13 protein-coding genes are annotated in these 13,324 nt (G+C 68.8%); 7 read left to right on the top strand and 6 right to left on the bottom strand.

Annotated elements, in window-relative coordinates:
• Together VFK57_01705 and VFK57_01700 are read right to left on the bottom strand one after the other, a co-directional pair.
• A partial coding sequence (locus tag VFK57_01705) for a rod shape-determining protein (protein ID HET7694395.1) occupies positions 1-245 on the bottom strand: 245 nt, incomplete at its 3' end.
• 20 nt (positions 246-265) lie between these two features.
• Positions 266-1,351: a sensor domain-containing diguanylate cyclase gene (locus VFK57_01700; GenBank protein ID HET7694394.1), complete on the bottom strand. Its 1,086-nt coding sequence runs from the start codon at positions 1,349-1,351 to the stop codon at positions 266-268.
• 474 nt (positions 1,352-1,825) lie between these two features.
• On the opposite strand from VFK57_01700, the gene VFK57_01695 reads away from it, so the two are divergent.
• Entirely contained in the window at positions 1,826-3,745 is a 1,920-nt protein-coding gene (locus VFK57_01695; GenBank protein ID HET7694393.1) for a peptidylprolyl isomerase, read from the top strand.
• Positions 3,746-3,826: 81 nt separating this feature from the next.
• On the opposite strand, the gene VFK57_01690 is transcribed toward VFK57_01695, so the two are convergent.
• Entirely contained in the window at positions 3,827-4,237 is a 411-nt protein-coding gene (locus VFK57_01690) for a four helix bundle protein (protein ID HET7694392.1), read from the bottom strand.
• Positions 4,238-4,412: 175 nt separating this feature from the next.
• Here VFK57_01690 and VFK57_01685 point away from each other — a divergent pair, with 175 nt between their 5' ends.
• Positions 4,413-5,714 carry an MFS transporter gene (locus tag VFK57_01685; GenBank protein HET7694391.1) on the top strand — a complete coding sequence of 434 codons (1,302 nt, stop codon included), beginning with the start codon at positions 4,413-4,415 and terminating at the stop codon, positions 5,712-5,714.
• Here the strand turns inward: VFK57_01685 and yiaK are convergent.
• Positions 5,677-6,678: a 3-dehydro-L-gulonate 2-dehydrogenase gene (yiaK, locus tag VFK57_01680; GenBank protein ID HET7694390.1), complete on the bottom strand. Its 1,002-nt coding sequence runs from the start codon at positions 6,676-6,678 to the stop codon at positions 5,677-5,679. The genes VFK57_01685 and yiaK overlap by 38 nt on opposite strands.
• 20 nt (positions 6,679-6,698) lie before the next feature.
• On the opposite strand from yiaK, the gene VFK57_01675 reads away from it, so the two are divergent.
• Genes VFK57_01675 through VFK57_01655 form a run of 5 tightly spaced genes read left to right on the top strand, consistent with a single transcriptional unit; the run spans position 6,699 to position 11,611 of the window.
• Entirely contained in the window at positions 6,699-8,057 is a 1,359-nt protein-coding gene (locus VFK57_01675; GenBank protein HET7694389.1) for a hypothetical protein, read from the top strand.
• Positions 8,054-8,833 (top strand): 3-ketoacyl-ACP reductase, encoded by a 780-nt coding sequence (locus VFK57_01670; protein ID HET7694388.1) that lies wholly within the window; start codon positions 8,054-8,056, stop codon positions 8,831-8,833. Before VFK57_01675 ends, VFK57_01670 begins: the two co-directional genes overlap by 4 nt.
• A 30-nt stretch (positions 8,834-8,863) precedes the next feature.
• The gene (locus VFK57_01665) at positions 8,864-9,340 is read left to right on the top strand and encodes a hypothetical protein (protein ID HET7694387.1); all 477 of its coding nucleotides are present in this window, start codon (positions 8,864-8,866) and stop codon (positions 9,338-9,340) included.
• Positions 9,325-10,362 carry an MBL fold metallo-hydrolase gene (locus VFK57_01660; protein HET7694386.1) on the top strand — a complete coding sequence of 346 codons (1,038 nt, stop codon included), beginning with the start codon at positions 9,325-9,327 and terminating at the stop codon, positions 10,360-10,362. Before VFK57_01665 ends, VFK57_01660 begins: the two co-directional genes overlap by 16 nt.
• Before the next feature lie 4 nt (positions 10,363-10,366).
• Positions 10,367-11,611 carry a PQQ-binding-like beta-propeller repeat protein gene (locus VFK57_01655; protein HET7694385.1) on the top strand — a complete coding sequence of 415 codons (1,245 nt, stop codon included), beginning with the start codon at positions 10,367-10,369 and terminating at the stop codon, positions 11,609-11,611.
• A 171-nt stretch (positions 11,612-11,782) separates the two neighbouring features.
• On the opposite strand, the gene VFK57_01650 is transcribed toward VFK57_01655, so the two are convergent.
• Both VFK57_01650 and VFK57_01645 read right to left on the bottom strand, forming a co-directional pair.
• A complete protein-coding gene (locus VFK57_01650) occupies positions 11,783-12,208 on the bottom strand; it encodes a cupin domain-containing protein (GenBank protein ID HET7694384.1) in 426 nt (141 codons plus the stop codon).
• Positions 12,205-13,143, bottom strand: a complete 939-nt coding sequence (locus VFK57_01645) for a Gfo/Idh/MocA family oxidoreductase (GenBank protein ID HET7694383.1) — start codon at positions 13,141-13,143, stop codon at positions 12,205-12,207. The genes VFK57_01650 and VFK57_01645 overlap by 4 nt, the downstream gene beginning before the upstream one ends.
• Between the last annotated feature and the right edge of the window lie 181 nt (positions 13,144-13,324).

Genomic DNA, 13,324 nt, shown 5'->3' with positions numbered 1-13,324 from the left:
TAGGTGAGCATCTTCTCGGTGACTTCGAAGTCGGCGATGACGCCGTCCTTCATCGGCTTGATCGCCACGATGTTGCCGGGGGTGCGCCCCAGCATCTCCTTGGCGTCCTTGCCGACCGCCTCGATGCGGCCGTTGACCTTGTTGATGGCGACGATCGAGGGTTCGTTGACGACGATGCCCTTGCCGCGGGCGTAGACGCACGTATTGGCGGTCCCGAGGTCGATCGCCAGATCGCTCGAGAACATTGACAACAGTGACCGTAAGCTCAAATCCGCTCCTCGCTTCCGCTTCCCGCGATGTAAATCCCGTTCTTGCCGTGATCCTTGACGTGGTACATCGCCTCGTCGGCGGCCTGGATCAGGCCCTCCGTCGAGGCGGCCACGTCGGGCAGGGTCGCGACACCGACCGACACGGTCAGGTGGATCGCGAGCCCGTCGCCCTGGAGAAACCGGTGCGCGCCGATGCGGTCGCGGATACGCTCGCCGACCGCGGCCGCGCCGTCACTGCCGGTGTCGGGCAGGATCAGCGCGAACTCGTCGCCGCCGAAGCGCGCGACCACGTCGGTCTCGCGCGCGCTGAGGCGGATCAGACCCGCCGCTTCCACGAGCGCGCGGCTGCCGAAGAGGTGGCCGTGCGTGTCGTTGACCGACTTGAAGCCGTCCAGATCGATGAACAGCAATGAGAGCGGCCGGCCGCTGCGCGACGCGCGCTTGGTCTCGCGCCGCAGCACCTGCGAGAGATATCGCGAGTTGTAGAGCTGGGTCAGATCGTCGGTGACCGACAGCGCTTCCGCCCGCGCGACTCTCAAGGCGTTATCGAGCGCGATTGCCCCCGGCTCCAGTGCTCTGAGCAGCGCCGCCTCGGCCCCGGCCGAGAACTTCGGCGCCCGCGACGCCGGCGCGCGGTCCAGCCCCACCAGCGCCCCGACGGTGCGCCCGCGGCACTCCAGCGGAAAGCCGATGACGGCGCCGGTCCCGGACTCGCCGAAGCGCGCGTCGCCGCCCACGTCCGGCGCCGTGCAGACCTCGCCATGCTTCAGGATCCACTGGGCGACCGCCGCTGCGGGCGCCTCGAGCGAGGCCGACAGCCCGCGGGCACCGAACGTCCGGACCCCTGCGGCGTCGACGGCGTAGACGACCCAGGCCGGCGCGGGCAGCCATTCCGCCGCCCGCTCGACGATCGCGTCGGCGACCCGCTCCGGGTCGAGCGACGCATTTACCTCACGGATCAGGCTGGCGAGGAGGTCACCCCGGGAAAGCCGGGTTCGCAGCGCGCTCTGCAGCGGCCGGAGGCGGCTGGCCAGGTCCACCCGGGTGGACGATGACGGCGAGCGCCGGCCGCGGGCCGGCACACGCGTGCCCGATGGACGGCGGATGCGAGGCTGCGGAATGCCGGATCCCTCTAAGTCCTTCTAAACTCCACAAATATAGCATGGGAGCCGGGCCAAGCCGGGCAGGAAATCGGGAGGACAACGGCGGGAAGGACGGGAAAAGCGACGGGGCCATCCTCAACCGGCCCGCCCGGACATGCCGGAAGTCGAATCGTGCGCCGGCCGGCAGCGCTGCGAGGGGGGGCTCACAGGCGATGTTCGGGGCGATGTGGACCGGCCAGCCGTTCGCGAAGCGGCGGTCCGCCTCGAAGGCGACCGCGTCGTAGTCGTGCGCCGCGCGTCGCGCGAGATCGAAATCATCCGCGCGCGTGACGCCGGCACCCGCCGGCGGCGCTTGACGTGCGTGACCGCAACCGCGGTCTGCTGAACGATATGCGCCGGACCGCGGACGGCGGTCCGTGGCATAATTGCGTTTTCCGTTTCAGAGGTTTTTCCATGACGATGCTCGATCGGATGCGGCGGCACCGCGGCTGGCTCAAGTGGAGCCTTGCGATCGTGGTGGTGTCCTTCATCCTGCTGTATATCCCCAGCTTCATGAACGACCCCACGCAGGGGGCGGCGAACAATGCCGTGGTCGCCGATGTCGACGGACGCGAGATCACCGCGGCGCAGTTCCGGCGCGTGTACCAGCAGCAGATGCAGCAGTACCGCCAGTCGTACGGCGCCAACATCGACGAGCGCCTGCTGAAGCAGCTGGGGATCGATCAGCGGATCGTGCAGCAGATGATTCAGGAAGAGGCCTCGCTCGCCGAGGCCAAGCGGCTCGGCATCGCCGCCAGCGACGCCGAGGTCCGCGAGCGGATCCTCGCGCTGCCCGCGTTCCAGGAGAACGGCCAGTTCATCGGCGACGAGCGCTACCGGCAGCTGCTGCGCATGCAGACGCCGCCGATGCGGCCCGACGAGTTCGAGGATCAGGTCCGCCGCAGCATCGTGTCGGAGAAGCTGCAGGCCGCGGTGACCGGCTGGGTCACCGTCGCCGAGAGCGACGTGCTCGCCGAGTTGAAGAAGCGCAACGAGAAGGTGAAGCTCGCCGTCGTGACCTTCCCCGCAGACAAGTTCCGCGAGGGGCTCGCCGCCACCGACGCCGAGGTGGCGAAGCACTTCGAGGATCACAAGGAGAGCTACCGCGTCGCCGAGAAGCGGAAGGTGCGCTACCTGACGATCGACCAGGAAGCGATGCGCCAGAAGGCGGCCGTCACCGGACAGCAGATCGAGCGCTACTACAACGACAACGTCCAGCAGTACTCGACGCCCGAACAGGTGCGCGCCAGCCACATCCTGCTGAAGACCGAGGGGAAGGACGACGCGGCGGTGAAGAAGCAGGCCGAGGATCTGCTCGCGCAGATCAAGAAGGGGGGGAACTTCGAGGAGCTGGCCAAGAAGCACTCGGAGGACGAGGCGAGCGCGGCCAAGGGCGGCGACCTCGACTTCTTCAACAAGGGCGCCATGGTCCCCGAGTTCGACAAGGTCGCGTTCGAGCTGCAGCCCGGGCAGATGACGCAGGAGCCGGTGAAGAGCAGCTACGGCTACCACATCATCAAGGTCACCGACAGGCGCGCGGCGTCGCAGCGCACGCTCGCCGAGGTGCGCTCGCAGATCGAGGACCAGCTGAAATGGGAGCAGGCGCAGTCCGCGGCGCAGAAGCTGTCGGACCAGGTCGCCTCCGAGCTGAAGAAGCCGGCCGACTTCGAGACCGTGGCGCGCACGCGCGGCCTGCAGACCGGCGAGTCGGCGATGTTCGCGCAGGACGAGCCGATCACCGGCATCGGGATGGCGCCGGCGGTGGCGCAGCAGGCGTTCCAGTTGAAGGAAGGGGACGTCAGCGAACCGATCCGGACGCCGCAGGGCTACGCGTTCATCACCGTCACCGGCCGCCAGGACGCGTACCTGCCCAAGCTGGACGAAGTGAAGGCACGGGTGCGTGACGACGTCCTGAAGCAGAAGGCGATCGAGACCGCGCGGCAGAAGGCGGCGGCGCTCAACGCGGAGATGAAGGCGGGCGACTTCGACAAGGCGGCGAAGGCAGCGGGCCTCGACGTGAAGACGACCGAGCTCATCGCCCGCGGCGCGCCGATCGGGGACGCCGGCGTCAGCCCGGCGCTGGAAGCGGCGGCGTTCAGCCTGCCCAAGGGGGCGGTCAGCGACCCCGTCGTCACCGAGACCGGCGCGGCGATCGTGAAGGTGCTGGACCGCCAGGACGTGGCGCCCGACCAGGTCGCCAAGGAGAAGGAGTCGCTCCGCACCGAGCTGCTCAACGATCGCAAGCAGAAGTTCTTCGCCGCCTACATGGCCAAGGCGCGCCAGCGGATGAAGATCAATATCAATAGGGAGACGATCGCGCAGATCATCGGGTGATCGGGTGATCGGGTGATCGGGCGATCGGGCGATCGGGCGATCGGGCGATCGGGCGATCGGGTGATCGGGCGATCGGGTCATCTAGGGCGTGCGTCGATGCGATGCACGCTCCTTTCTTTTGTGCGCCTTCTTCCTTTCCAGATTCGCTTTGGCAGTACGGTGCGAAGCGCTGAAGATTGCTACGAGCTCTCGCGCCTCCCCGATCAGCGCGCTGGTTTCCGCGGTAGCTAACTGTGGATCGGCCTCCTGCAGCAACTCGAGCCACAGTTCCGTCTCGTCCGCCTCCTCGACCACGACTCCGATCTTCGCGCAGAACTCCTTGTCGCTTCGGCCGCGCTGGCAGGCCCTGTAGTTCGCGGCCACGGCCGTTCCCGCTCTGACCAACTGTTTCCCCACCTCGCGGACCACCCAGTCGCTCGGCAGCGATCGACACAATCGCACAATCGCGACTGCAAACTTCTTGGCCCGTTCACGCAGCTGCTGTGGAGTCATGTTCGCGGCACACGAGCAGATTGCGTGCCGGCCCGATTTCCTAATGATCGCGCGATTGAGCCGGAAAAGTACGCATGTTCCTCAACCTGTGAACGCAGACCTGATCGAACCTTCTTCGTACTACCCGATCACCCGATCACCCGATCACCCGATCAGTGTGTTATGGTCGGCGCCAGTGCTCACCGCCGGCCTCACTCCCGCCGAGCAGCGCGCCGTCATTTCGCGCGTCACCCGCCGTCTCGTCGCCTTCGCGTTCATCTGCTACGTCGTCGCCTACGTCGACCGGGTCAACATCGGCTTTGCCGCCGCCGACCTGCAGCGCGACCTGCGGCTGAGCGACACCGCCTACGGCATCGGCGGCGGACTGTTCTTCCTCGGCTACTGCCTGTTCGAAATCCCCAGCAACCTGATGCTCGAGCACGTCGGCGCGCGGCGGTGGATCGCGCGGATCATGATCGGCTGGGGCGTGGTCTCGATGGCGATGATGTTCGTCAGCGGCGTGGCGTCGTTCTACGCCGCCCGCGTCGTGCTCGGGATCGCCGAGGCGGGGTTCTTCCCGGGCATGGTGCTGTATCTCACCTACTGGATTCCCGCGTCCGAGCGCGCGCGCACCGGCGCGCTGTTCATGATGGCGGCGCCCATCGCCATCATCGTCGGCGCGCCGATTTCGGAATCGCTGCTGGGGCTCGACGGGACGCTGGGGCTGCGCGGCTGGCAGTGGCTGTTCCTGGTCGAGGGTCTGCCGGCGGTGATCCTCGGAATCCTGGCGCTGACCGTGCTGACCGACCGGCCCGAGCAGGCGCACTGGCTGCCCGCACGCGAGCGCGAGTGGCTGGCGCGGACGATGGCGGCGGAACGCGCCGCCCGTTCGGCTGGCCATGCGGCGTCGGTGTTCGAAGGGTTCCGCTCGCCGAAGGTGTGGCTGCTCGCGTCCGTCTATTTCCTCAACACCACGGTGACCTACGGTGTGTTCCTCTGGCTGCCGAAGATTCTGCGCGATCTCTCGGGACAGGACGGCTGGCGTCTGAGCCTGATGACCGCGGTGCCGTTCGTCGCCGCGCTGATCGGCATGGTGCTGATCGGACGCCATTCGGATCGCACCGGCGAGCGCCGGCGGCACGTCGCCGCCTGCGCGCTGACCGCCGCCACCGGGCTGGTGCTGGCGTCGTTCTTCACCGACAATCCGCTGCTGCTCGTCCTCAGCTTCACGCTGTCGCAGGTCGGCCAGCGCTCGGTGATGAGCGTGTTCTGGTCGATTCCGCCCATCGTGCTCGGCGGAACGGCCGCGGCCGCGGGGATCGCGCTCATCAACGCCGTGGGCAATCTCGGAGGCTTCTTCGGCCCCTCGATCATGGGCTTCATCCGCGACACCACCGGCGGCTACGGCGGCGGCTTCCTGGCGCTGGCCGGCGCGCTCGTGCTCGCGGCGAGTCTCGTCCTCAGCCTGCGGCTGCCGCCCGAACCTCGGCCCAGATAGCCGGGTCGACCTCGACGCCGTCGCGCAGACTCCGGGCGCGGATCTCGAGCGTCCGCTCGCCGGGGTACCGGACCTCGCCGGGACCGGCGGTCACGTGCTCGATCACCCCGTCGGCGAGCCGATCGACGTCCCCGGGCCCGAGCGCGGCGGGATCGATCGCGATGAAGACCTGCGACAGCCCGCTTTCCTCTTCCGGATGGCGCGAGATCTGGTGCGTGGCGAGTCCCGCGGCGAGCGCCGCGGCGATCAGATCCAGCGCGATCGACAGGCCGCTGCCCTTCCACGATCCGACCGGCAGCAGGCGGCCGGACGCGAGGATGGCGACGGGATCGTGGGTCAGAAGTCCGTCGGCGTCGTAGCCGCCGGCGACGGGCAGCCGCTCGCCGCGCGCGGCGTACTGCGTCAGCGCCCCGACCGAGAACTGCGACAGCGCCATGTCGACGACGACGTGGCCGCGCGTGCGCGGGAAGGCGACGACGAGCGGGTTGTTGCCGATGCGCGGATCGGCGGCGCCCCACGGAGGCACGTTGGCCAGCGTGTTGGTCCAGCAGATCCCGATCACGCCCGCATCGGCCGCCTGCCACCCGTAGCTGCCGCCGCGCATCCAGTGATTGGTGTCGCCGAGCGCGACGCAGCCGATCCCGTTCGAACGCGCCAGCGTGATGGCGCGCGCCATCGAGGTGCGCGCGTTGAGGTTGCCCGGCCCGCGGCGGCCGCTCCAGCGCTCCAGCGCGCCCGCCGCCGAGAGGCACGCCGGCGCGCCGTGCACGTCCACCACGCCGCGCGCGATCATCCGCAGGAAGCGCGGGAAGCGGTTCAGGCCGTGCGAGGCGACGCCGTCGCGCGAAGCTTCGGCGAAGAGGCGCGCGCACTCGTCGGCGCGCCGCGGCGCCATCCCGGTCCGGCGGAGCGCCTCCGCCATGATCGCGTGCAGCGTTTCGAAGGCGACTCTCAGTGTGTCCACGCGGTATAGACTACCCCCCGATGCAGATCGATCGCCGCCGGGAGCCGAAGGACCTGCTGCCGCGGATCCAGCGGCTCTTCGACGTCTCCGCCGGGAAACTGCTGGCGATCGAGGACAGCTGGCGGCCCGAGGACGGCGCGCCGGTGTTCACCGTCGAGGGCCGGTACCGGGCGCGCGGCTGGACCGAATGGACGCAGGGCTTTCAGTTCGGCTCGTCGCTCCTGCAGTACGACGCGACCGGCGACGAAGAGTTCCTCGATCTCGGCCGCGAGCGGACGCTGAACCGCATGTCGGGCCACCTGACGCACATGGGCGTCCACGACCACGGTTTCAACAACGTCAGCACCTACGGCAATCTGTGGCGGCTCGCCCGGGAGAAGCGGATCGACGCCAGCGACTGGGAAGTGCGGTTCTACGAGCTGGCGCTGAAGGTCAGCGGCGCGGTGCAGGCGCGGCGCTGGACGTCGCTGCCCGACGGCGGCTACATCTATTCGTTCAACGGCGCCCACTCGCTGTTCGTCGACACCATCCGCTCGCTGCGGGCGCTGGCGCTGGGGCACGTGCTCGGCCAGCGGCTCATGGAAGAACAGGACGCGGCCGTCAGCCTGCTCGACCGGCTGATCGATCATGCGCGCACGACGGCGCGCTACAACGTCTACTTCGGCCGCGGCCACGACGCCTACGACGTGCGCGGCCGCACCGCCCACGAGAGCCTGTTCAACGTCGCCAGCGGCACCTATCGCGGACCCAGCACGCAGCAGGGCTACTCCCCGTTCAGCACCTGGACCCGCGGTCTCGCATGGGCGATGCTCGGCTTCGCCGAACAGCTCGAGTTCCTCGCCAGCATCCCCAACGAAGCGCCGGACACCTCGATGCTGCTCGATGCCGCGGTCGCGACCTGCGATCACTACATCGACGAAGCCACCGCAGCCGACGGGATCCCGTACTGGGACGCCGGCGCCCCCGGGCTCGCGCAGATGCCCGACTGGCGCGATCGCGCCGCCGATCCGTTCAACGCCTTCGAGCCCGTCGACAGCTCGGCGGCGGCGATCGCCGCGCAGGGCCTGCTGCGGCTCGCGCGCGTGCTCGCGGCGCACGGCCGTCAGCCCGAGGCGGATCTCTACACCCAGGCCGGCCTCCGGGTCGTCGAGACGCTGCTCGAGGAGAGCGGGCCGTACCTGAGCACGGATCCGAAGCACCAGGGTCTGCTGCTGCACTCGGTGTACCACCGGCCGAACAACTGGGATCACATCCCGGAAGGCTCCGCGATCCCGCGCGGCGAATCGAGCCAGTGGGGGGATTACCACGCGCGGGAAGTCGCGCTCTACATCAAACGTCTCGCGGAGGGTGGGCCGTACCTGGCCTTCTTCGGATCGTGACCGCGGCACGCGGCACGGCGCTCGTCACCGGTGGAACGCGCGGCATCGGCCTCGGTGTCGCGCGGGCGCTCGCCCGCGACGGGTGGAACCTCGCGCTCTGCGGCGTGCGGCCCGCCGCCGACGTGTCCGCGACCGTGGCGGAACTGCGTCAGCCCGGTAACGAGGTGAGCTACGAACCGGCGGACATCGCGCTCCGCGCCGATCGCGACCGGCTGGTCCGCGCCGTTCTCGCCAGGCACGGCGCGATCAACGCGCTCGTGAACAACGCCGGCCGAGCCCCGCGCCAGCGCGCCGATCTCCTCGACGCCGCCGAGGACAGCTTCGAGGAGCTGATCCGCACGAATCTGCAGGGCCCGTACTTTCTCACCCAGGCGATCGCCCGCGAGCAGACGATGCGGCGGCACACCGATCCCGGCTTCGCCGCGGCGATCGTGTTCATCACGTCCGTGTCCGCCGAGATGGCGTCGGTCAATCGCGGCGAATACTGCGTCAGCAAGGCCGGGCTGTCGATGGCGGCGCGGCTCTTCGCCGTGCGGCTCGCGCCCAGCGGCATTCCGGTGTACGAAGTACGGCCCGGGATCATCGAGACCGACATGACCGCCGCGGTGAAGGCGGTTTACGACAAGCGCATCGCGGAGGGCCTGGTTCCGGAGTCCCGGTGGGGCTCGCCCGACGACGTCGGCCGCATCGTCGCGGCGCTGCTGCGCGGCGATGCCCCCTACGCCACCGGAACGATCGTCAACGTCGATGGAGGACTGTCGCTCCCGCGCCTGTAGCGGGAGCCGAAGCTGGAAAGCGAGGCGATCATGTTGCTCATCGGCATGCTGCTGCTGTTCGGCACATCCCAGTCACCCGATCGTTCCCCGACCAGCGTTCGTGTCTACGTCTTCACCGAGACGGCGGCGTCCGGCGCCCGGACGCCGGAGGAGGCGGAGCGGCTGGAGGCGGTCGGCGACGTGCGCGAGGCGCTGCGCCGGAAGAAGGGCATCACCATCGTCGACACTCGCGAGGAGGCGAACGTCCTGGTCGAGGTGACGGGACGCGAGCGCCGCGACGAGCCGCCGGGCGCGTTCGGCGGCAAATCGATCACCCGAATGGGGGATACGATCATCCGCCTGCGGGTGAAATCGGGTGACGACGAGACCGAACTGAAGGGGATGGGACTTGGCACCTGGGGACGCGCGGCGAACGACGCCGCGGATCGTTTCATGAAATGGATCGCGCGGCGCGAACCGCGGCGTCTGGCGGCGATCCTGACGGGACCCACATGCGAACACTGCTGACGCTCTCGATTCTCGCCGCCTTCTGCGCGGTCGCGCCTGGCCGTGCCCAGCCGCGCGCCGCGCTCGACATCCACTTCATCGACGTCGAAGGAGGGCAGGCCACGCTGCTGGTGACGCCGTCGGGCCAGTCGATGCTGATCGACACCGGCTATCCGGGGTTTGGCGGCCGCGACGTGAACCGCGTCGTCAACACGATCAGGCAGGCGGGACTCAGCCGCCTCGACTATCTGCTGGTGACGCACTATCACGACGATCATGCCGGCAACGCCGCCGCGATCGCGGCGAAGGTCCCGGTCGGCACGTTCATCGATCACGGTCCGACGGTCGAGACCACCGACGACGCCTGGGTGCTGTTCGAGAGCTACGCGAAGGCGCGCGCCCAGGGGCGGCACCGGCTGGTGAAGCCGGGCGACAAGCTCCCCATCCGGGATCTGGACGTCACCATCGTGACCGCGCACGGCGAGCGAATCCCCCGGCCGCTGGCGCCGGCGGCGGCCGCCAACGCCGCCTGCGCGTCGTTCACGCCCAAGGAGGTCGACACCTCGGAAAACGCCCGCTCGGTCGGCAGCGTGATCGCATTCGGCCGGTTCCGGATGGTCGACCTCGGCGATCTCACGTGGAACAAGGAGCAGGAGCTTGCCTGCCCGGCCAATCTGCTCGGCGCCGTCGACGTCTACCTCACCACCCACCACGGATTGAACCAGTCGGGGCCGGCGGTCCTGGTGCACGCGCTGCAGCCCCGCGTCGCGATCATGAACAACGGTCCCGCCAAGGGGGGCGAGGCCGAGGCGATGCAGATCGTGCGGAGCTCGCCGGGCCTCGAGGACTTCTGGCAGCTGCATTACGCCGTGAACGCGGGCGCCGCGAACATGCCGGCGCCGATGATCGCCAATCTCGACGAGTCGACGGCGCACAACATCAAGCTCTCGGCGCAGCGCGACGGCAGCTTCACGGTGACGAACGGCCGCACCGGCGAGACGCGCGCCTACAAGGCGCGGACGGCTGCGCCGGGCGCGAGGTAATCCGATGCTGCACCTGCTGATCACCGCCGTCCTCGCCGCCGCGCAGTGGACCGAGTTCCGCGGCCCGCAAGGCACGGGCATCGTGCGCGACGCCAGGATTCCCGAGAAATGGAGCGAGACCGAAAACGTGCGCTGGAAGGTGCCGGTGCACGGCCGCGCGTGGTCGTCCCCCGTGGTACTCGGCCGGCAGGTGTGGCTCACCACGGCGACACCGGACGGCAGGCAGCTCTACGCGATGGCGTTCGACAAGGACACCGGCCGGACGATCTTCGATCTCAAGCTGTTCGACGTCGCGACGCCGCAGTTCGCCCACTCGTTCAACACCTACGCCTCCCCCTCGCCGGTGATCGAGCCCGGGCGGGTCTACGTGACGTTCGGATCGCCGGGGACGGCGGCGCTCGACACGGCGACCGGCAAGGTGATCTGGGAGCGCCGCGATCTCGAGTGCAATCACTTCCGCGGCGCCGGCTCGTCGCCGATCGTGTTCCGCGATCTGCTGATCATGCACTTCGACGGCAGCGACGTGCAGTACGTCGTCGCGCTCGACAAGCGGACCGGGCGCACGGTGTGGAAGACGCCGCGCTCCGTCGATTTCAAGGACCTCGAGCCGAACGGGAAGATCAAGGCGGACGGCGACTTCCGCAAGGCGTTCGCGACGCCGTTGATCGTGACCGTCGCCGGACAACCGGTGCTGATCAGTCCCGGCTCGATGGCGGCGTACGGCTACGATCCGCTGACCGGCAGGGAACTCTGGCGTCTCGAAGAGCGCACCAGCTTCTCCTCGAGCACGCGTCCGGTCGCCGGGCACGGGCTGGTGTTCTACACGACGGGCTTCAACACCGGCCAGGTGCTCGCCGTCCGTCCCGACGGGCGCGGCGACGTCACCGAGACGCACGTCGCCTGGCGCTCGACGCGCGGCGCGCCGAAGAAGCCGTCGCTGCTGCTGCACGACGACCTGCTCTTCATGGTCAACGACAACGGCGTGGTCGCGTGCGTCGAGGCCAGGACCGGCGCCGAGGTCTGGACGGGGCGCCTGAACCAGACCTATTCCGCGTCGCCGATCAGCGCCGGCGGGCGCGTCTACTTCTTCGGCGAGGATGGCAAGGCCACGGTGATCGAAGCCGGCCGGACGTTCAAAGTCATCGCCGAGAACCTGCTGGACGACGGGTTCATGGCGACGCCTGCCATCGACGACGCCGCGCTCTACGTCCGGACGAAGTCGCACCTGTATCGGATACAGGGCCGCTAATTGAAGATTGGACGATTGGCGATTGGCGATCGACAGTTGAAGATTGGCGATTGGCGATCGACGGATTGTCGATTGAGGAATCGCCAATCTCCAATCCGTCGATCACCAATCCCTCAATCGACAACTGTCGATCGGCAATCGCCAATCGGCAGTCTGCAATGACGGCTTCGGCTACTTCGGGTAGTTGATCAGAACAACCAGATCCTCGCTGCCGGTCTGCTTCAGGCTGTGCGAGCTGCCGGGACGCGTGAGCACCGCCGTGCCGGGCGTGATCTCCACGGTCTTGCCGTCCAGCGTCATCGTCCCCGTGCCGCTGAGGACGTAGTAGATCTCGTCTTCCTTCTGCACGTGATGGCCGACGCCGGATCCCGGCTTGAACGCGCGCTTCCGGAACACCAGCGTCAGGTTCGGGACCTTGCTGAAGAACGAGTAGCCGACCGTCTGGCCGCCGCCGTTGTGCGTGCCGGGCTCGTTCTTCGCCACGTCCGCGTCGCGCTCGATGACGATGCCGCCGGGGGCGGGAGACTGCATCGCCTGCACCCCGGCGTGCAGGCCGGCGCCAAGCGCGATCAGCGCGAGCATCGTGATCACTCTCATGGCTTCTCCATCCTTCCTGAACGGGCCGAACGATAGATCGCGTCGATGACCGCCACGCTGCGCCGCCCCTCGCGCGCGTCGCACGCCGGCGCGGCGCCGGCGCGGACGGCGCGGATGAAATCCTCGAGCACGCGGCGGTGCGGCGCGGCGTCGCCGACGACGGCGGCCCGCGCCGGTTCTTCGTGGACGATCGTCGCCTCGGTACCGTTGATCTCGAGCCGGCGCGGGAACCCCGGCGCGGCGGCGGTGGTCGCCTCGATCGTGCCGAATGCACCGTTCTCGAACTCGAGCGCGGCGACCGCCGTGTCTTCCACCTCGATCTGGTGGAGACGATTCGCCGTTCTGCCCATCACGCCCGACACCGGGCCGAACAGCCACAGCAGCACGTCGACGGTGTGGATCCCCTGGTTCATCAGCGCGCCGCCGCCGTCGAGCGCGCGCGTGCCGCGCCAGCGCGAGTTGGCGTAGTACTCCGGCGGACGATACCAGGGCAGGCGCCCGGCGATGAACACGGGCTTGCCGATCGCGCCGCTGTCGATCTTCTGCTTGATGGCGACGAGCTCCGGCAGGAGCCGTTCCTGGAAGAAGACGCCGACCTTCACCCGCGCACGGTCCGCTTCGGCGATCAGGGCGTCGATGCGCGCCGGGGTGATGTCGAGCGGCTTCTCGACGATGACGTGGAGCCCGCGCCGAATGGCGGCGATCGCCTGTTCGGCGTGCAGCCCGGAGGGACTGCCGATGGCGATCGCGTCCATCGGAGCGGCGAGAAAGGACTCGAGGGTGTCGTACGCGACAGCGCCGGCCCGGTGAGCCAGCGCCGCTGCCTTGTCGCGATTGCCGCCGTGGACGGCGACGACCTCGACACCGTCGATCCCCTGCGCGGCACGGACGTGGGTGTCGCTGATGCCGCCGGCGCCGAGAATGCCGATCCGCACGCGCGTCGGCGGCCGGCTACTTCGCCGCGGTCCGGATCTCGACCTTGCGGTACCAGACCTGGTTGCCGTGATCCTGCAGCAGGATGTGCCCCTTCACCGGCGTGCCGAAGCGCGCGATGTCCTTGAACTTGCTCTTGGCGATCGCGTCCTTCAGCTTCGGCGAGTTGAGCTCGTACTCGAG

The sequence above is a fragment of the Vicinamibacterales bacterium genome, from assembly GCA_035699745.1.
Taxonomy (GTDB): Bacteria; Acidobacteriota; Vicinamibacteria; order Vicinamibacterales; family 2-12-FULL-66-21; genus JAICSD01.
Note: the sequence above shows the minus strand (reverse complement) of the source record. Positions and strands in the feature narration are given on the sequence as shown.